A 16,867-nucleotide genomic window follows, 5' to 3' on the forward strand; every position below is an offset into this window, starting at 1 on the left:
CCCGCGGACAACCCATTCGAACGCGGACAACGGAGAGGATTGTGTCGAGACTGTTTCGTCTGTGAAATTCGGCCGAATGGCTAACGCGCGCACAACGACTGCCCGCTCGTGCGCTGAGGGACTACAGTGATGTCATTCCGCGATGCCGTTCGCAACGCCGTTCCAGCGCCGCAACGTAAGCTCACCGAAAGCTGATGGTGCGCGCGGCTATAATCGCGGGACTGGTTTCTGGTGGTCATATGCAACAAACTTCGAATCCGTCTTCTCCGCCTCCGGCGCCTCGCAAACGCAAGCGTCCGTTGTGGCTCACGCTCATCTTCGGTTTCGTAGGCCTTATCTTCGCCGGCATCCTGTGTGTCGCGCTCGTGCTCGGCTATGCGCTCGTCGTTGCCACGCCGAATCTGCCTTCGCTCGAGGCACTCACCGACTATCAACCGAAAGTGCCGCTGCGCATCTATACGGCCGACCATGTGCTGATCGGCGAGTTCGGCGAGGAGCGGCGCGACATCGTGCACATCCGCGATGTACCGGACAACCTCAAGAAGGCGGTGCTCGCCATCGAGGACGCGCGCTTCTACGATCACGGCGGCGTCGATCTGACCGGCATCGCGCGCGCGGGCTTCGTCGCGCTGACAAATGGGCACGCCACACAGGGGGCGAGCACGATCACGATGCAGGTTGCGCGCAACTTTTTTCTGTCGAGCGAGAAGACCTATACGCGCAAGGTTTACGAGATGCTGCTCGCGTACAAGATCGAGTCGAAGCTCTCGAAAGATCAGATTCTCGAGGTGTACATGAATCAGATCTATCTCGGGCAGCGCGCGTACGGCTTTGCGAGCGCCGCGCGCGTGTATTTCGGCAAGGACCTCAAGGACCTCACGCTTGCCGAATGCGCGATGCTGGCGGGGCTGCCGAAGGCGCCTTCCGCGTATAACCCGGTCGTCAATCCGAAACGCGCGAAGGTGCGTCAGGAGTACATCCTGCAGCGCATGCTCGAGTTGCACTACATCACGCAGCAGCAGTTCGACGACGCGGCGCGCCAGCCTTTGGTCGTGAAGGGCGCCGGCAAGGAATTCAGCGTGCACGCGGAGTACGTGGCCGAAATGGTCCGCCAGATGATGTACGCGCAGTACCGCGAGGAGGCCTACACGCGTGGGCTCAATGTGGTCACGACGATCGACTCGGCCGATCAGGACGTCGCCTATCGCGCGCTGCGCAAAGGTTTGATGGACTACGAACGCCGGCATGGCTATCGCGGCCCGGAAGCGTTCATCGATCTGCCGGCCGACGCCGACGACCGCGAACAGGCCATCGACGACGCGCTGCTCGAACATCCGGACAACGGCGACATCTACGCCGCGGTCGTCACCGCGGCGAATCCTAAGCAGGTGCAAGCCACATTGATCGGCGGCAACTCGGTGACGATCACCGCGAGCGGGCTCCGTTATGCGGCCTCCGCCCTCAGCGCGCGTGCGCAGCCGAATCAGCGGATCCGGCCCGGCGCGATCGTGCGCGTCGTCAAGAATGACGACGGCGACTGGTCGATCACGCAGTTGCCGCAGGTCGAAGGCGCGTTTATCTCGATCGTGCCGCAGTACGGCGCGATCCGCGCGCTGATCGGCGGCTTCGATTTCAACAAGAACAAGTTCAACCACGTCACCCAGGCGTGGCGGCAACCGGGTTCGAGCTTCAAGCCGTTCATCTATTCGGCGTCGCTCGAAAAGGGCCTCGGGCCCGCCACGGTAATCAACGACGCGCCGCTCTTTTTCAGCGCCGCCGAAACGGGCGGTCAGGCGTGGGAGCCAAAAAACTACGGCGGCGGCTTCGACGGTCCGATGACGATGCGCACCGCGCTGCAGAAGTCGAAGAACCTCGTGTCGATCCGCATTCTGAATCAGATCGGCACGAAGTACGCGCAGCGCTACATCACGCAATTCGGCTTCGACGCCGATCGTCATCCGGCGTATCTGCCGATGGCGCTCGGCGCGGGCCTCGTCACGCCGCTGCAGATGGCAGCCGCTTACTCGGTGTTCGCAAACGGCGGCTATCGCGTCAATCCGTATCTGATCGCGGAGGTGACCGACCAGCGCGGCGTCGTGGTTGCCCATGCGCAGCCGCTCGTCGCCGGGCAAAGCGCGCCGCATGCGATCGAACCGAGCAACGCGTATGTGATGAACAGCCTGCTGCAAAGCGTCGCACAGCGAGGCACGGGTGCGAAATCGAACGTGCTGAAGCGCACCGACCTCGGGGGCAAGACCGGCACGACCAACGATTCACGCGACGCGTGGTTCGCCGGCTACCAGCACACGCTGACCGCCATCGCCTGGATCGGTTACGACAACCCGCGCAGCCTCGGCGACAAGGAGACCGGCGGCGGGCTCGCGCTGCCGGTATGGATCGAATACATGGCGCGCGCGCTCAAAGGCGTGCCCGAATACAAGATGCCGATGCCCGGCGGCGTCACGACGATCGGCGACGAGTTGTATCTCGACGGATTTACGCCGGGCAATGGCTTTATCGCGTCGGTCGGCGTCCCGCAAGCGCCCGCCGACGAGGTCGCAAGCGGGACCGAGGGCGCCGCGCCGCAGCAGGTCGGGGAGCAGGAGAAGCAGGACATCATGAACCTGTTCCGCGGGCACTAGCGGCACACTAAGGGCACACTAAGGGCACACTAAGGGCACACTAAGCGAGCACTAAGGGCGCACTGAGGGCACCCTTAGTGCGCCCTTACACAACCCGGCGAGAGCAAGTCCACGTACCGCGTTCCACCTGCGAAGCAACGCCTGGGCCGAGGCAGGTCACACAACGCAAGTCAAGCAGGGCAGGTCAAGGCGTGATTTGCACCGGCTCGCCCGCTTGCTGCGTCGCGTAGTCGGAAAGCGCCGTAAAGAATTCGGTGCCGTTGCGCGTATCGCGCCATGCGCCGTCGACGAAGCGGAAGTGGTAACCGCCCGACTTCGCCGCGATCCAGATTTCCTGCATTGGCGGCTGCAGGTTCACGATGATCTTCGTCCCGTTCTCGAATTCGAGCGTCAGAACATTGCCGCTGCGCTCGAACTCGATATCGGCGTCGGTGTAGTCGAGTGCGCGCTCGACGGCGGCCAGCACAGCTTCTGCACGAGCCAGGTAATCACTATCGGACATGCTAAACTCCAGCGGATTCGTTACACAGGGACAGTCATGCGAGCCGTTTTCCGGATGAGCGCGATTGTAGCGGCTTTGTCCATTCTCGCAGCCGTCGCGCTTTCCGGCTGCGGGCAACGCGGCGCGCTCTATCTGCCTACCGTACCGCCGTTGCCGCCAAAGCCGCAGGAACAGACGCAACCGCCATCGCCAGACGAGGTGAAACCGACGCCGGAAACGGCGTCGGCAGACATGCCGGACACCGCCGGCGAACCGTTGTCGCTGTCGCCTGACGAAGCAATGCAGATGCCCGCGAGCGGCACTGCGGCGCCGCAGCCGCAGCCGCAGCGTCCCGCATCGGGTGCTGCGCAGGCGCAATAAGACCCTCGCTTGCCGAGACTTCAAAACCTCACCAAGACTTTCGCATGACTCGATCAGCCTTCGCCTATGTCGACGGCGTGCTGCACGCCGAAGGCGTGTCGGCCGTGTCGCTTGCCGAGCGGTTCAGCACACCGCTCTACGTCTACTCGCGGGCGGCGCTGACCGCCGCATGGCAAGCGTATGCATGCGCATGCGCGGGCCGCCGGGCAAGCGTGCATGTCGCCGTGAAAGCGAACAGCAATCTCGCGGTGCTCAACGTGTTCGCTCGCATGAACGCGGGCTTCGACATCGTGTCCGGCGGCGAGCTCGCCCGTGTGCTGGCTGCCGGCGGCAAGGCCGAAAATACCGTGTTTTCGGGCGTTGGAAAGACCGCTTCGGAAATGCGCGAGGCCCTCGCGGCAGGCGTGAAGTGTTTCAACGTCGAGTCGATTCCCGAACTCGATCGCCTCAACGAAGTGACGGGCGCGATGGGCAAACGGGCGCCGGTGTCGCTGCGCGTGAATCCCGACGTCGACGCAAAAACGCATCCGTACATATCGACGGGTCTGAAGGCGAACAAGTTCGGCGTCGCGTTCGACGACGCGCGCGAGACCTATCGCGCAGCCGCGGCGATGCGGCACCTCGAGGTCGTCGGCATCGATTGCCATATCGGTTCGCAGATCACAGAAGTCGCGCCGTATCTCGATGCGATCGACCGTCTGCTCGAACTCGTCGAACAGATCGAAGCCGATGGTGCGACGATTCGCCATATCGACGTCGGCGGCGGCCTCGGCATCACCTACGACGATGAAACACCGCCCGATATCGGCGTGTTCGTCAGCACCGTGCTCGACCGCATCGACGCGCGCGGACACGGGCAACGCGAGGTGTATTTCGAGCCGGGGCGTTCGCTTGTCGGCAACGCCGGCATCCTGTTGACCCAGGTCGAATTCCTGAAGCCCGGTGTCGAAAAGAACTTTGTCATCGTCGACGCCGCGATGAACGACCTCGCGCGCCCCGCGATGTACGAGGCTTATCACGCAATCGAACCGGTCGTCGTGCGTGATGCGCCCAAGCACGTTTACGACGTCGTGGGCCCGGTCTGCGAAAGCGGCGACTGGCTCGGCCGCGAACGCGAGCTGGCCGTGGCACCCGGCGATCTGCTCGCGATCCGCTCGGCAGGCGCGTACGGCTTCGTGATGAGTTCGAACTACAACACGCGCCCGCGCGCCGCTGAAGTGATGGTGGACGGCGACAAGGTGCACGTCGTTCGCGCGCGCGAAGACGTCAGGCAGTTGTTTGCTGGCGAATCGCTGCTGCCGGACTAACGTAGCAAAATCTCGACAAGGCGCTGACCGCGGCAACGCGACGATCAGCGCGGCACCGCATCTCGCCGCGCAGCATTTCGTCGCGCTACAAGGTCACGCACCCACACGATCAGCCGCCATCCAAGCAGCGCAATCACGATCGCGCCGTAGATCTTCGGCAAGATCAGATCGTGCTTGCCGGCCTTCATCCACCAGAAGTGCAGGATCGCGAGTGCAGCGATCACGTAGATCGCGCGATGCAGCACCTGCCAGCGGCGGCCGAGCCTGCGCACCATCGCTTTCGGCGATGTGACAGCAAGCGGAATCAGCAGCACGAACGCGGCAAATCCGACCGTGATGAACGGACGCTTGCCGACGTCCTTCAGAATCTCCGCGACGTCGAACCACTTATCGAACCAGAAGTACGTCGTAAAGTGCAGCGCGCCATAGAAGAACGCGTAGAGCCCAAGCATGCGGCGAAACCGCAGTAACGGGTTGATGCCGGTCAGCTTGCGCAGCGGCGTGACAGCAAGCGTGATGCAGAGAAACACGAGCGTCCAGAGCCCGGTCGAGCGCGTGATGAACTCGATCGGATTCGCGCCCAGCTGACCGGTAAAGCCGAACAGCACGAGCCGTCCAAGCGGATAGAGACACGCGATAAATGCCGCGATCTTTGCCGGTACGACCCAGCGCGCGTTTCCCGCCGCGGCGCGCTTCTTTTTCGAGCCGGCTACGCTCGCGCCGCTCGCGGCAGACATCGCTGCACGCGGCACATTGCGCCCGGACGATACCGTTTGCGTCTCGGTGACCATCTGCGTCTCCCTCCGCGCTCAAAAGTTCTTTTTCAGGTCCATGCCCTGATACATCGACGCGACGAAATCGCCATAACCGTTGAACATCAGGGTCTTGCGCTTCGGCGTGAAGAAGCCGTCCTCGCCGATGCGGCGCTCGGTCGCCTGGCTCCAGCGCGGATGGTCGACGTTCGGGTTCACGTTCGAATAAAAGCCATACTCGTTCGGCGCATACGTGTTCCAGCTCGTCGGCGGCTGCTTGTCGACGAAGCGGATCTTGACCAGCGATTTGGCGCTCTTGAAGCCGTATTTCCACGGCACGACGATGCGCACCGGCGCGCCGTTCTGGTTCGGCAGCACCTGGCCGTACAAGCCCATGGTCAGCAGTGTGAGCGGATTCATCGCCTCGTCCATCCGCAGGCCTTCGGAATAGGGCCAATTAAGAATCGGGTCCGACAGTCCCGGCATCTGCGACGGATCGTCGAGCGTGATGAACTGCACGTACTTCGCGTTGCCGGTCGGCTGCGCGCGCTTGATCAGCTCCGCCAGCGGCACGCCGATCCACGGAATCACCATCGACCAGCCCTCGACGCAGCGATGCCGATACACGCGCTCTTCAAGCGGTGCGAGCTTCAGCAGTTCGTCGATGTCGTAGACCTTCGGGTTCTTGATCTCGCCTTCCACGCTGACCTTCCACGGCCGCGGCCGCAGCGTGCCGGCGTGATGCGCGGGGTCCGACTTGTCGGTGCCGAACTCGTAGAAATTGTTGTAAGTCGTAACGTCCTGAAACGGCGTCGGCTTGTCGACCACAACGAATTTCGGGTTCGTGCCGGCCGCGAGCTTCTGCGCCTTCGCATCGGGCGACGCGAAGGCCGCATGCGCCTCCTCGTGTACGCCCGCGCCGATCAGCCCGCCCAAGGCTGCGGCGCCCGCTGCCTGCAGCACGCGCCGCCTGTTCTCGAAGATCCGCTGCGGGGTGATCTCGCTGCGCGGAATGTCGTCGCCAGCCAGTCGCGACGTGTCGGTACGCTTGATCCACATGTTACTGCTCCTCGCGCGCCGCGTCGGGCGTGCCATTTCATCATCCGGTATACGGCGGAGGTTTCAGTCCGAAGTTTCGTTCGGAATTCCGTCATCTACTACTCCTGTTGTAGCAAACGAAAGTAATTCGGAAATCATCCCGCGCCACCATAAAAAAACCGCCGGTGCATCGCACACGGCGGTTATTAGTCGGTTCCTGGGCGCGGATATTACAGCTTTCCGTAACTATGCAGCCCGGAAAGGAACATATTGACGCCGAGGAACGCGAAGGTCGTGACGAGCAGGCCCGTCAGCGCCCACCAGGCGGCAACCGCGCCGCGCAGGCCTTTCATCAGGCGCATATGCAGCCACGCGGCGTAATTGAGCCATACGATCAGCGCCCACGTCTCCTTCGGATCCCAGCTCCAGTAGCCGCCCCACGCTTCGGCGGCCCACAGCGCACCGAGAATCGTCGCGACCGTAAAGAACGCGAAGCCGACCGCGATCGACTTGTACATCACGTCGTCGAGCACATCGAGCGTGGGCAGGCGATCGGAGAGCACGCCGCGCTCCTTCATCAGATAGGCGACACCGACCATCGCGGACAGCGCAAAGCTGCCGTAACCGATAAAGTTCGCCGGCACGTGGATCTTCATCCACCAGCTCTGCAGCGCGGGCACGAGCGGCTGGATCTGCTGCGCATCGCGTGAAATCGAGTACCACATGAGAAAGCCGACCGCCGCGCTGATCACGAGCAGCACGAACGCGCCGAGCGCACGCGTGTTGTAGTGCGTTTCGTAATACAGATAGAAGAGCGCCGTAATCAGACTGAACAGCACGAACACTTCATAGAGGTTCGAGATCGGAATATGGCCGACGTCGGCGCCGATCAGGTACGACTCGTACCAGCGCACCATCAGGCCGGTGAAGCCCATCAGCACGGCCGCCCAGGTCATTTTCGAGCCGATCGCGGCACCCGAGGCGGAACGCGAGAGCAGGCCGATCCAGTAGAACAGCGTGGCGAACACGAAGAGCGCGCTCATCCAGAGGATGGCCGACTGGCTCGACAGGAAATACTTGAGGAAGAACGCCTGATCGGCACGCGACAGGTCGCCGTGATAGATGCCGATGGCCGAGAGCGAGAGCGCCGCGATGGCGATCATGAGCGGCCGCACGGGCTTCCAGCGCCAGCCGAGCACGACGAACACCGGCACCGCGCAGACGAGCACCAGTTTGTCGTAGTAGTTCATGAACGCGTGGTAGCGCGACAGCGCAAACCCCGCGCCGCCGACGAGCGCCAGCGCGAACAGCCAGTCGAATGGCGTCAGCCGCTTCAGGAAGGGACGATCGTCGAGCAGGCCGGAATGCGATGTGATCGCGCCAGCACGCCGCTGCTTGGGTGTGGAAGAGGAAACTTGGGTCAAGTCCATGATCTTACCGGGTCGAATCTTGTGGGTCGGGTTGTATGCCACGCTCCGTTTAAGCCGCGTGGCTGCCACCGCCGGACGCAGCGGACGCTACCGATTCGTCGACCGGCCTGGCGCCAAGCGCAGTGCCGACCGCGTCGCGCGTCTCTTTGAACTCCTTGTCGAAGTCGAATGTCTTGCGAGCACTCGACATCGCCATCACGACGTTGACGCCATGATCCGAATCTTTGAGCCAGAACCAAAGCCGCCGTTCACGCACGTAGAACATCGAGAAGATGCCCAGCACGAGAAGCAGGCTGCCAAGATACACGACTTTTTTACCCGGCGCGCGCGTCAACTGAAATACCGAAGCTTGCACCTGCTTGAAGGAATCGAGCTGCAGAAAAACCGGCGATCCGTACAAAAAGCTGTCGGAAATTGCGTTGATGGAGTTCTGCACGAAACGGCTCGACGCGTCGCCGGGCTGTACCGGCGCCTCGCCGGCCTGCGCGCGCGCGATTTGCCAAACGTCCCACATCGAGCCCTCGAGCATGCGCAGCAACAATCCTGCCGCCTTTTCCTGCTCCGCTTTCGGCACCGAATGGTCGATGAACATCGCGATGGCCTGGAAACCGCCGGGGCCGTTCGCCTCGCTGCCCGTCTGGCCATGCGCCTGGCCGTTCGGCTGGGCGTTCGCCGGAGCGGCGAGACTGCTGTCGGCGCCCGCAAAGAGGGTCAGGACACGCGCCGCACTTTCCTCGAGATGCTGCTGCAACTCCGGTTCCGCGTTCGGCACCGAGCGCTGCGCAAAACGACGCGCGGCTTCAGCGCGCGTCGCCGGATTTTCGAGCGCCGCACGAAGGTTCATCCATTCCTTGACCGTGCCGCCTTCGTCGGCCGGGATGCGCAGATAGCGGAACGGATCGTCCGGATTCGTGCGCATGCCGGCGAGGAACACACGGTCGCCGCCGACCTCGACAGGCAGCATGTAGTTGTTGTACTCGCGCGCCTGACCGTTCTTGTCGCGCACCTTGTACTGCACCGACGGGCCGACGTTATGGAGATCGACCGGCTTCGACGTCTTGGCGCCGGAACCGAGGCGCTCGTCGAATGCCTGCTTCAGCGTTTCGTGCTGCGCGACGCCGCGCGCGTCCGTCTGGCCGTTGCCGTTCGTGATGTTTTCGACGTTGATCGCGCGGAAATCGGCGAATTCGACCGTTTGACCATCCGAGCCCGGAATCGCGTTCGTCAGCGGTGTCGAGTTGCCGATCGTGCCGTCGAACGGAACCGGCTTCGCACTTGCGCCCGTCATCGGGAAGGCGGTCATCTTCATCTCGGAGCCGCCGTCCTGGAAGCTCGATTGATAGATCGACACGCCGTCGTACTCGAATGGCTTGTTCACTTCGACACGCGCGGGAATCTGCTTGCCGGTCTTGTGATCGATAACAACGATGTCGCTTGCGAAGAGCTTGGGCATCCCCGTCGAGTAGTAGTCGACGATGAACTTGTTCAGCTGGATCGAGAACGGCAGGTCCTGAATCAGCGAGCCGTTCGGCTGGTTCAGGATCGCGGTCGACACATGCTGCCCTTCGGGCACCCATGCATAGCCGCGGAACGTCGGATTCGATTGCGACAGCCGATGCTCAGGCGGAATCTCGTTGATGACCGTGTTGCTGTTGATCGGCGTCTTGTCGAAGAGCCACATCTGCAGCCTGATCGGCAGATTGCTGTCGAGCAGGCCACCAATGCAGATGATGACAATTGCAAGGTGTGCCGAGATATAGCCGAGCTTCGTCAGCGCGCCGCGCTTCGCGGCGATCAGCGTCGCCCCTTCGGACTCGCGCGTAACGAACCGGTAGCCGAGCTTGCCCGACAGTTGCGTGAGCGTCGTGACGGCTTGCGCGCGCGTCTGCGTCACGGCGAACTCGCCTTTGTGGTGAAACGCGCGCAGGCTCGCTTCGCGTACCTTGTCCTTCCAGCTCTTCGTGTCGGCGAGCATCTTCGGCGCGTTGCGGATCACGCACAGCGACACCGACGCGATCAGAAAGCCGAGGATCAGCATGAACCACCACGCGCTGTAAACGGTGTAGAGGCTCAGCGACCGGAAGATGTCCGCCCAGAACGGGCCGAACTGATTGACGTAATTCGGATACGGGTCGTCTTGCGTGAGGACCGTGCCGATGATGCTCGCGATCGCGAGAATCACCAGCATCGCGATTGCAAAGCGCATCGAACTGAGCAACTCGATGACGTCGCGCGCGACTCGCTGGCGCGATTTCGACTGCAGACCCGATGTGGTAACGCTCATTCAAACTCCAACTGAACAGCAAAAAAGGGTGCAGGGCCATCGCATCGTGGCGACGCCCTCACCCTTTTCTTGTTTTTTTGCCGGCTGATGCGGCGTGTCACCGCGGCTTCATGTACCGCTTCACGTACCGTTTCGCTACACAACTGCAGCGCACCTCGAAACGGGCTCGAGATTCGACTCGCCCCGCAGTCGCCGCGCAACGCGACTTGCGCGCGGACGCTAGCTTAATGCAAACCGGCCATGTAATCAGCGACCGCCTTGATCTCGCTATCGGACAGACGCTGCGCAATCTGATGCATTGCCTCGTTGTTGTTGCGCGCGCCAGGCCCTTGCTGGAACGCCGTCAACTGCGCAACAAGGTAGTCGGACCACTGCCCCGATACGCGCGGATACTGCGACGGAATGCCCTGGCCTGTCGGCCCGTGGCAGCTTGCGCAAGCAGGCACGCCCTTGTCCGCAATGCCGGCCCGATAAATCTTCTGTCCGAGCGGCACCGTGTTCTTGTTGTGCGCGTAACCGGGCTTCGGCGCTTGCGTCGCGAAATACGCCGCGACGTTCACCATGTCCTGATCCGACAACGCGCCTGCAATGCCTGCCATGATCGGATTGTTACGCGCGGGCTGCTTCGCGCCCGGTTGCGTTTTGAAATCCTTGAGCTGTTTGACGAGGTATTCGGGATGCTGCCCGGCGAGCTTCGGATACGCGCCGCCCGCGCTGTTGCCATCTGCACCGTGACACGAAGCGCAAACCTGCGCTGCGATTGCCTGCCCCCGATTCAAATCCGGCTTCGACTGATCCGCCGCTTTTGCCTGTACCGCCAAACCTGAAAGACCTACTGCTGTGTGAAGCACCACCAGAATCCTGCCCAGTCGATTCATTCGCACACCCTGTTTCGTCTTGTGGGAATTAGAGGTTCTGCAAAATACGACGGCGACCGAATTACCTGATTGAATTACCTCGCAACCCCAGTTACGTATTGAGCGCGCGCCCTGATGACACCTTGATCCACGCGACACTCCACAGGTTTTCAGTAAACCATCGTATTGTACAATAACTCGCTAATCGCCAAGACGCCAGTCGGGCTTGCCCCGGCGGCTATCGCGCCCGCTTCTGTTGCGCGTTTGCGGTCTGCGTTTGCGGTCTGCATTTGCATCCCGTGTCTGCGCCCAGTTTGTGCGCCCAGTTTCTTCGCCCCTTTGCTGCATCCCGTCCCCGGTCTCCTCCATGCCCTTTCTGCTCCACCAGGCCCGCTTTTTCACCACTGTCAATCATTTACGCGATCTGCCGCCCACCGCGCAGCCTGAGATTGCGTTTGCCGGGAGATCGAACGCGGGCAAATCCACGGCGATCAATGTGCTATGCAATCAGAAGAGGCTCGCGTTCGCGAGTAAGACGCCGGGACGCACGCAGCACATCAATTACTTTTCGGTGGGGCCGGCCGAGGAGCCCGTCGCGCATCTGGTCGACCTGCCGGGCTATGGCTACGCCGAGGTGCCGGGTGCGGCAAAAGCCCATTGGGAAGCGTTGCTGTCGACTTACTTGCAAACGCGCGCGCAATTACGCGGGATGATCCTGATGATGGATTCGCGGCGACCGCTCACCGAACTCGACCGGCGGATGATCGAGTGGTTTGCCCCGACCGGCAAGCCGATTCATACATTGCTGACCAAATGCGACAAATTGACGCGCCAGGAAAGCACCAACGCGTTGCGCACGACAAAGAAGGGCTTCGCCGACTACCGCGCGGCCGGCTATCAGGGCGAACTCACGGCACAACTTTTTTCGGCGCTCAAACGAACGGGCCTCGAAGAGGCGCACGAACTGATCGAAAGCTGGATTGCGCCTGATGCCGTGGACGATTCCGCAGCGAATCCGACGGGCGAACCGTGACGTAGCGGGCTTAAGCGGCGGCGCTGCAGCGCGGGGCCATCGCGTAATAGCGTGGTCGCCCCCGTCGATCACTGCGCTGCGGCGTTCTGCGCACACTCCTGGGAACCATGGCGATCAGCGGCAAGCGCGCACAACGCGCGAGTTCCGTCGACCATAAAAAAACCCGCCGCATGTAGACGGCGGGCTAAACAGCCTAATCGAATAACGACAGGCACCCGCTCAGGGAGGAGAAGCGGGGAGGTCGGCGCAGCGCGCCTTGCTCGATCGGTATGATATACCATTGTCTCAAAAAGTTTCTGGCACCCAGACGCCGTCCGTTTCACATTCGCACGAGTTTCGATATGAGTTTTTACCCGCATCACCGTCCGCGCCGCATGCGCCGCGACGAATTTTCGCGCCGCATGATGCGCGAGAACGTTCTCACCACTAATGACCTGATCTATCCCGTGTTCGTCATCGAGGGCAACAACGTGCGGCAAGCGGTGCCGTCGATGCCCGGCGTCGAGCGCGTATCGGTCGATCTGTTGATGGGCGTGGCCGAGCAGTGCGTCGAACTGGGCGTGCCCGTGTTGTCGCTGTTTCCGGTCATCGAACCGTCGCTGAAGACGCCGGATGGCCACGAGGCCACGAATCCCGCCGGTCTGGTTCCGCGCGCAGTGCGCGAACTGAAGAAGCGCTTCCCCGAGCTCGGCGTGCTAACTGACGTTGCACTCGATCCTTACACGAGCCACGGCCAGGACGGCGTGCTCGACGAGTCCGGTTACGTGATCAACGATGCGACGGTCGAGATCCTGATCGAGCAGGCGAAGGCGCAGGCTGAAGCCGGCGTCGACATCGTCGCGCCATCGGACATGATGGACGGCCGCATCGGCGCGATTCGCGAGATGCTCGAGAGCGAAGAGCATATTCATACGCGGATCATGGCGTATTCGGCAAAATTCGCGTCGGCCTTTTATGGTCCGTTTCGCGATGCAGTCGGTTCCGCGGCAAATCTCGGCAAGAGCAACAAGATGACGTATCAGCTCGATCCGTCCAATTCAGACGAGGCGATGCGAGAGATCCGTGCCGACATCGACGAAGGCGCGGACATGGTGATGGTCAAGCCCGGCATGCCCTACCTCGATATCGTGCGCCGCGTACGCGACGAGTTTCATTTCCCGACGTACGTGTACCAGGTGAGCGGCGAGTATGCGATGTTGAAGGCGGCCGCGCAAAACGGCTGGCTCGACCACGACAAGGTGATGATGGAGTCGCTGCTCGCATTCAAGCGCGCCGGTGCGAACGGCGTGTTGACGTACTTTGCGCTCGATGCTGCGAGATTGCTTCGCGTTCAGAAGTGAGCGGCGATTGCCAGGTCTTTGTCGCGGATCGCGCGCGGCTGCCGAGAGCGGGCGCGCGTTGTCGATGCGATCGTGATGCGATCGGCAAAACATGACGGTTCGACCTGTCCCAGGTCAAAGACGCGATGAAAAACAGGGCATTCTCGAGGATGCCCTGCCTTTTCTTTCGACATGGCGGACCGCGTTCTGGCGAAGGGGACTCGGCCGCAAGCCGCAACTGACGACGGCGACAGCAACGGCGACGGCGCCGCGCGGGACTCAAGACTGCGGCAGTTGTTTCCCGGCTGCAACCCGGTCCAGGCTACGCAGAAACGTATCCGCCGATTCGTAGCCGACCACGCGCATCACTTCCTTCCCATCCCGATTGAAGAAGATGATGCCTGGCGGCCCGAAGAGATTAAAGCGCTTCAACAGTGCCTGATCGTCGGTATCGTTCGCGGTGACGTCGGCACGCAGCAGCGTCAACTGCTTCAAGCGCGCACTGACGCGCGGGTCGCTGAACGTGAACTTCTCCATCTCCTTGCAGCTCACGCACCAATCCGCGTAGAAATCGAGCATCGCGGGCTGTGCGGCGGTCTTCACCACCTGGTCCAGCTGACCGGACGAACTGACTGGCGCGAACGCGAGGTCGCTTTGTGCCCTTGCGACGTCACCCGTTGCTTGCGCGCCCGCGCCCGCGGACGCACGGCTGGCGAGCAGCGCGAGAGGCCGCAGCGGGTCGGTCGAACCGGTCGCGACGCCGACCAGCAGCACCGCCGCCCAGATCGCGCACGCAGCGCCGATGCCGCGTCCGAGACCGCGCCAGAGCGCTTTGCCATTGCCCGATTGCTGCGGCGCCGAGAAAAGCCCCAGCGCCGCCGCTGCGATCAGCAGCCACAACACGCTCAACAGCATCTGTGCCGTACCGCCAAGCACGGGCCACACGATCCACAGTGCAGCCGCCAGCAGAACGACGCCGAAGAACACCTTCACGCTGTCCATCCATGCGCCAGCGCGCGGCAAAATCGTGCCCGCGCCCAGACCGATGATAAGCAGCGGCACGCCGAGCCCGATTCCCATCGCGAACAGCGCGGCGCCGCCGAGCGCGGCATTGCCCGTGTGCGCGATAAACGCGAGCACCGCAAAGAGCGGTGCGGTCATGCAGGCGCCGACGACGAGCGCCGACAGCGCGCCCATCGCCGCCACGGCCGCGAACTTGCCGCCCGATCGCCGCTCCGACGCTTTCGACACCCCGCTTTGCCAGCTCTGCGGCAGCACGATATCGACGCCGGCGATCAAGGTCAGCGCAAACGCCGTTAGCAGGATCGCGAACGCGCCGAGTACCCACGGGTTTTGCAGCCACGCGCCGAGGCTCTGCCCAACAAGCGCCGCGGCAATGCCAAGCGCGGTATAGACGAGCGCCATACCGATCACGTACGACGCCGACAGGCCAAAGCCGCGCGCGCGCGTCACACGCGCGCCCTCACCAATGATGATTGCGGAAAGAATCGGAATCATCGGGTAAGAACACGGCAGCAGGCTCAGCACCATACCGGCGACGAAGTACAAGCCGACGATTGCGAAGAACCCGCCGCCTTGCAGCAACGATTGCGCGTAGTCGGCGCTCGTCGCGCGTTCGTACCAGCTCGTCGAGGCGGATGCGTCTATCCCGGATCTGGTCGTCTGCATGGCGCTCGTCGTCGCGCCGGCGCTTGCAGCCTGGAGCGCCGCGCCACTCACGTGATACACGCGCTCCACCGGTGGATAGCAGATGCCCGCGTCGGCACAACCCTGTGACGTGACCGCGAGATCGAACGCTCCGTTTGCCTGCTTCACCGGAATGCGAATGGTCAGCTCGCCACGATAGGTCTCGACGTTCTTCTGGAAGGTTTCGTCGAACTTGACGTGACCGGCCGGCAACTGCGGAGAACCGATCGTCGACGTGCCGTTACGAACCGCAAACGAAAAGCGCTCGCGGTACATGTAGTACCCGTCCGCGATCCTGTAGTGGACGTCGACTTCGCCGGGCTGTTCAGTCGCGCTGAATTTGAACGCGACGGCAAGGTCGAGGAAATCGTCAGCGGCACGAGCCGCGCCGACTGAGAACAGCGCGATCAGCAGACACGTGAAAAGCAGCCTGGCCATACGTATGACACCGAGCGAAGGCGAATTGAGGCCGTTAAACATGGATGGGACGTTGAGTTTCCGCGTTGACCCACTGCCCATACGCGGCCGACGCGATCGCTTGCCACGAGAGGATTTCCGGGGTGTCGTAAGGATGATGCGACAGGATGAACTGCTCGAGTTCCTGCGCCCGGGCGATGCTGGTCTTGAACAGCAACTGGATTTCGTCGGCTGATTCGATCTTGCCCTGCCAGTGAAAGCTCGAACGCGTGGCACCGAGTTGTGTTGCGCAGGCAGCGAGCCGCGCGGCGAGGATCTCCGACGTCAGCTTTTCGGCGATGGTCGTGTCGGGCACCGTGGTCATCATCAGGATCACGTTCATGATTTCCGACGCCTCCTTCACCGGACAAAACAGCGGTACAAAATTCGCTCCCGCTATCGTATCACCTTGCTCCATCAAGCTTTCGCGGCGAATCAGCGGGTAGACTCCTGCTGGTCACTTGTCAGTCGACCGGCAGGCAATGCAAAGCGCCTGAGGTGGCGAGGCGGAAGCCGAGGTGGAAGCCGAAAGCAAAAAACCAGGCGAAAGGCCTGGTTTTTGACTTTCTTCGTATCAGCCGACAGCAGCGAGCTTATTCAGCTTCCGCGACGTTCTCGGCTTCAACCGGCTCCGGACGATCGAGCAGTTCGACAAGCGCCATCGGAGCGTTATCGCCGACGCGGAAACCGAACTTCAGGATACGCAGATAGCCGCCCGGACGGTTCGCGAAGCGCGGACCGAGTACATCGAACAGCTTCGTGACCGAGTCACGATCGCGCAGGCGGTTGAACGCCAGACGGCGGTTAGCCAGCGACGGCTTCTTGCCGAGCGTGATCAGCGGCTCGACGACTTTACGGAGTTCCTTCGCCTTCGGCAGCGTGGTCTTGATGACTTCGTGCTCGATCAGCGAATTGGACATGTTACGGAGCATTGCCAGACGGTGGCTGCTCGTGCGGTTCAGTTTCCGCAGGCCATGACGGTGACGCATTTCAATTTCCTTGATTCGAAGTTTTGATCCAGCTCTTCTATCGCACGTCGCTTCTCATGCTCATGAGAATGCCGTGTGCACGGGCCGGTAGAGAAAAACAGCAAGACGCGGATTTTAAAGGAAAATCCACGTCTTTGCCAGTTGCGGTACCGCTATCGTGCGCGCTGCTTGACCGCGCGCCACGACGTACT

General features: G+C 62.1%; 15 protein-coding genes. 5 read left to right on the plus strand and 10 right to left on the minus strand.

Going from position 1 to position 16,867, the window contains the following annotated elements; translation table 11 throughout:
* The first annotated feature begins 239 nt into the window (after positions 1-239).
* On the plus strand, positions 240-2,642 hold the full coding sequence (locus QYH69_RS22875; RefSeq protein ID WP_308834042.1) for a penicillin-binding protein 1A: 2,403 nt from the start codon (positions 240-242) through the stop codon (positions 2,640-2,642).
* Between the two features lie 184 nt (positions 2,643-2,826).
* On the opposite strand, the gene cyaY is transcribed toward QYH69_RS22875, so the two are convergent.
* A complete protein-coding gene (gene cyaY / locus QYH69_RS22880) occupies positions 2,827-3,144 on the minus strand; it encodes an iron donor protein CyaY (protein ID WP_308834043.1) in 318 nt (105 codons plus the stop codon).
* 36 nt (positions 3,145-3,180) lie between these two features.
* Here cyaY and QYH69_RS22885 point away from each other — a divergent pair, with 36 nt between their 5' ends.
* A complete protein-coding gene (locus tag QYH69_RS22885; protein ID WP_308834044.1) occupies positions 3,181-3,504 on the plus strand; it encodes a lipoprotein in 324 nt (107 codons plus the stop codon).
* 44 nt (positions 3,505-3,548) lie between these two features.
* Entirely contained in the window at positions 3,549-4,811 is a 1,263-nt protein-coding gene (gene lysA, locus QYH69_RS22890; RefSeq protein WP_308834045.1) for a diaminopimelate decarboxylase, read from the plus strand.
* 44 nt (positions 4,812-4,855) lie between these two features.
* Here lysA and msrQ read toward each other — a convergent pair whose 3' ends face one another.
* From msrQ to QYH69_RS22915, 5 genes are all read right to left on the minus strand, one after another.
* Positions 4,856-5,602: a protein-methionine-sulfoxide reductase heme-binding subunit MsrQ gene (gene msrQ / locus QYH69_RS22895; RefSeq protein WP_308834046.1), complete on the minus strand. Its 747-nt coding sequence runs from the start codon at positions 5,600-5,602 to the stop codon at positions 4,856-4,858.
* 18 nt (positions 5,603-5,620) lie between these two features.
* The gene (gene msrP, locus QYH69_RS22900) at positions 5,621-6,622 is read right to left on the minus strand and encodes a protein-methionine-sulfoxide reductase catalytic subunit MsrP (RefSeq protein ID WP_308834047.1); all 1,002 of its coding nucleotides are present in this window, start codon (positions 6,620-6,622) and stop codon (positions 5,621-5,623) included.
* A 209-nt stretch (positions 6,623-6,831) separates the two neighbouring features.
* The gene (ccsB, locus tag QYH69_RS22905; protein WP_308834048.1) at positions 6,832-8,031 is read right to left on the minus strand and encodes a c-type cytochrome biogenesis protein CcsB; all 1,200 of its coding nucleotides are present in this window, start codon (positions 8,029-8,031) and stop codon (positions 6,832-6,834) included.
* Between the two features lie 49 nt (positions 8,032-8,080).
* Positions 8,081-10,315, minus strand: a complete 2,235-nt coding sequence (locus QYH69_RS22910) for a cytochrome c biogenesis protein ResB (RefSeq protein WP_308834049.1) — start codon at positions 10,313-10,315, stop codon at positions 8,081-8,083.
* A 224-nt stretch (positions 10,316-10,539) separates the two neighbouring features.
* Positions 10,540-11,193, minus strand: a complete 654-nt coding sequence (locus QYH69_RS22915; RefSeq protein ID WP_308834050.1) for a c-type cytochrome — start codon at positions 11,191-11,193, stop codon at positions 10,540-10,542.
* A gap of 346 nt (positions 11,194-11,539) precedes the next feature.
* Between QYH69_RS22915 and yihA the strand changes: the two genes are divergently transcribed.
* Together yihA and hemB are read left to right on the plus strand one after the other, a co-directional pair.
* Positions 11,540-12,205: a ribosome biogenesis GTP-binding protein YihA/YsxC gene (yihA, locus tag QYH69_RS22920; protein WP_308834067.1), complete on the plus strand. Its 666-nt coding sequence runs from the start codon at positions 11,540-11,542 to the stop codon at positions 12,203-12,205.
* Positions 12,206-12,546: 341 nt separating this feature from the next.
* A complete protein-coding gene (gene hemB / locus QYH69_RS22925; protein WP_308834051.1) occupies positions 12,547-13,545 on the plus strand; it encodes a porphobilinogen synthase in 999 nt (332 codons plus the stop codon).
* Here the strand turns inward: hemB and QYH69_RS22930 are convergent.
* The 4 genes from QYH69_RS22930 to rplQ form a co-directional block, all read right to left on the minus strand.
* Positions 13,536-13,718: a hypothetical protein gene (locus QYH69_RS22930; protein ID WP_308834052.1), complete on the minus strand. Its 183-nt coding sequence runs from the start codon at positions 13,716-13,718 to the stop codon at positions 13,536-13,538. The genes hemB and QYH69_RS22930 overlap by 10 nt on opposite strands.
* Positions 13,719-13,803: 85 nt before the next feature.
* Positions 13,804-15,711: a protein-disulfide reductase DsbD gene (gene dsbD, locus QYH69_RS22935; RefSeq protein ID WP_308834053.1), complete on the minus strand. Its 1,908-nt coding sequence runs from the start codon at positions 15,709-15,711 to the stop codon at positions 13,804-13,806.
* A complete protein-coding gene (gene cutA / locus QYH69_RS22940; protein WP_308834054.1) occupies positions 15,704-16,030 on the minus strand; it encodes a divalent-cation tolerance protein CutA in 327 nt (108 codons plus the stop codon). The genes dsbD and cutA overlap by 8 nt, the downstream gene beginning before the upstream one ends.
* A 250-nt stretch (positions 16,031-16,280) precedes the next feature.
* Positions 16,281-16,676, minus strand: a complete 396-nt coding sequence (rplQ, locus tag QYH69_RS22945; protein ID WP_075158337.1) for a 50S ribosomal protein L17 — start codon at positions 16,674-16,676, stop codon at positions 16,281-16,283.
* Between the last annotated feature and the right edge of the window lie 191 nt (positions 16,677-16,867).

The sequence above is a fragment of the Paraburkholderia sp. SARCC-3016 genome (genome assembly GCF_031119615.1).
Classification (GTDB): Bacteria; Pseudomonadota; Gammaproteobacteria; order Burkholderiales; family Burkholderiaceae; genus Paraburkholderia.

Excerpts from the sequence above, each read along its gene's own strand:
- QYH69_RS22875 (WP_308834042.1), top strand. The coding sequence starts at position 240 with ATGCAACAAACTTCGAATCCGTCTTCTCCGCCTCCGGCGCCTCGCAAA.
- ccsB (WP_308834048.1), bottom strand. The coding sequence starts at position 8,031 with ATGGACTTGACCCAAGTTTCCTCTTCCACACCCAAGCAGCGGCGTGCT.
- rplQ (WP_075158337.1), bottom strand. The coding sequence starts at position 16,676 with ATGCGTCACCGTCATGGCCTGCGGAAACTGAACCGCACGAGCAGCCAC.
- yihA (WP_308834067.1), top strand. The coding sequence starts at position 11,540 with ATGCCCTTTCTGCTCCACCAGGCCCGCTTTTTCACCACTGTCAATCAT.
- QYH69_RS22885 (WP_308834044.1), top strand. The coding sequence starts at position 3,181 with ATGCGAGCCGTTTTCCGGATGAGCGCGATTGTAGCGGCTTTGTCCATT.
- hemB (WP_308834051.1), top strand. The coding sequence starts at position 12,547 with ATGAGTTTTTACCCGCATCACCGTCCGCGCCGCATGCGCCGCGACGAA.
- QYH69_RS22930 (WP_308834052.1), bottom strand. The coding sequence starts at position 13,718 with ATGTCGAAAGAAAAGGCAGGGCATCCTCGAGAATGCCCTGTTTTTCAT.
- lysA (WP_308834045.1), top strand. The coding sequence starts at position 3,549 with ATGACTCGATCAGCCTTCGCCTATGTCGACGGCGTGCTGCACGCCGAA.
- cyaY (WP_308834043.1), bottom strand. The coding sequence starts at position 3,144 with ATGTCCGATAGTGATTACCTGGCTCGTGCAGAAGCTGTGCTGGCCGCC.
- dsbD (WP_308834053.1), bottom strand. The coding sequence starts at position 15,711 with ATGTTTAACGGCCTCAATTCGCCTTCGCTCGGTGTCATACGTATGGCC.
- QYH69_RS22915 (WP_308834050.1), bottom strand. The coding sequence starts at position 11,193 with ATGAATCGACTGGGCAGGATTCTGGTGGTGCTTCACACAGCAGTAGGT.
- QYH69_RS22910 (WP_308834049.1), bottom strand. The coding sequence starts at position 10,315 with ATGAGCGTTACCACATCGGGTCTGCAGTCGAAATCGCGCCAGCGAGTC.
- cutA (WP_308834054.1), bottom strand. The coding sequence starts at position 16,030 with ATGAACGTGATCCTGATGATGACCACGGTGCCCGACACGACCATCGCC.
- msrP (WP_308834047.1), bottom strand. The coding sequence starts at position 6,622 with ATGTGGATCAAGCGTACCGACACGTCGCGACTGGCTGGCGACGACATT.
- msrQ (WP_308834046.1), bottom strand. The coding sequence starts at position 5,602 with ATGGTCACCGAGACGCAAACGGTATCGTCCGGGCGCAATGTGCCGCGT.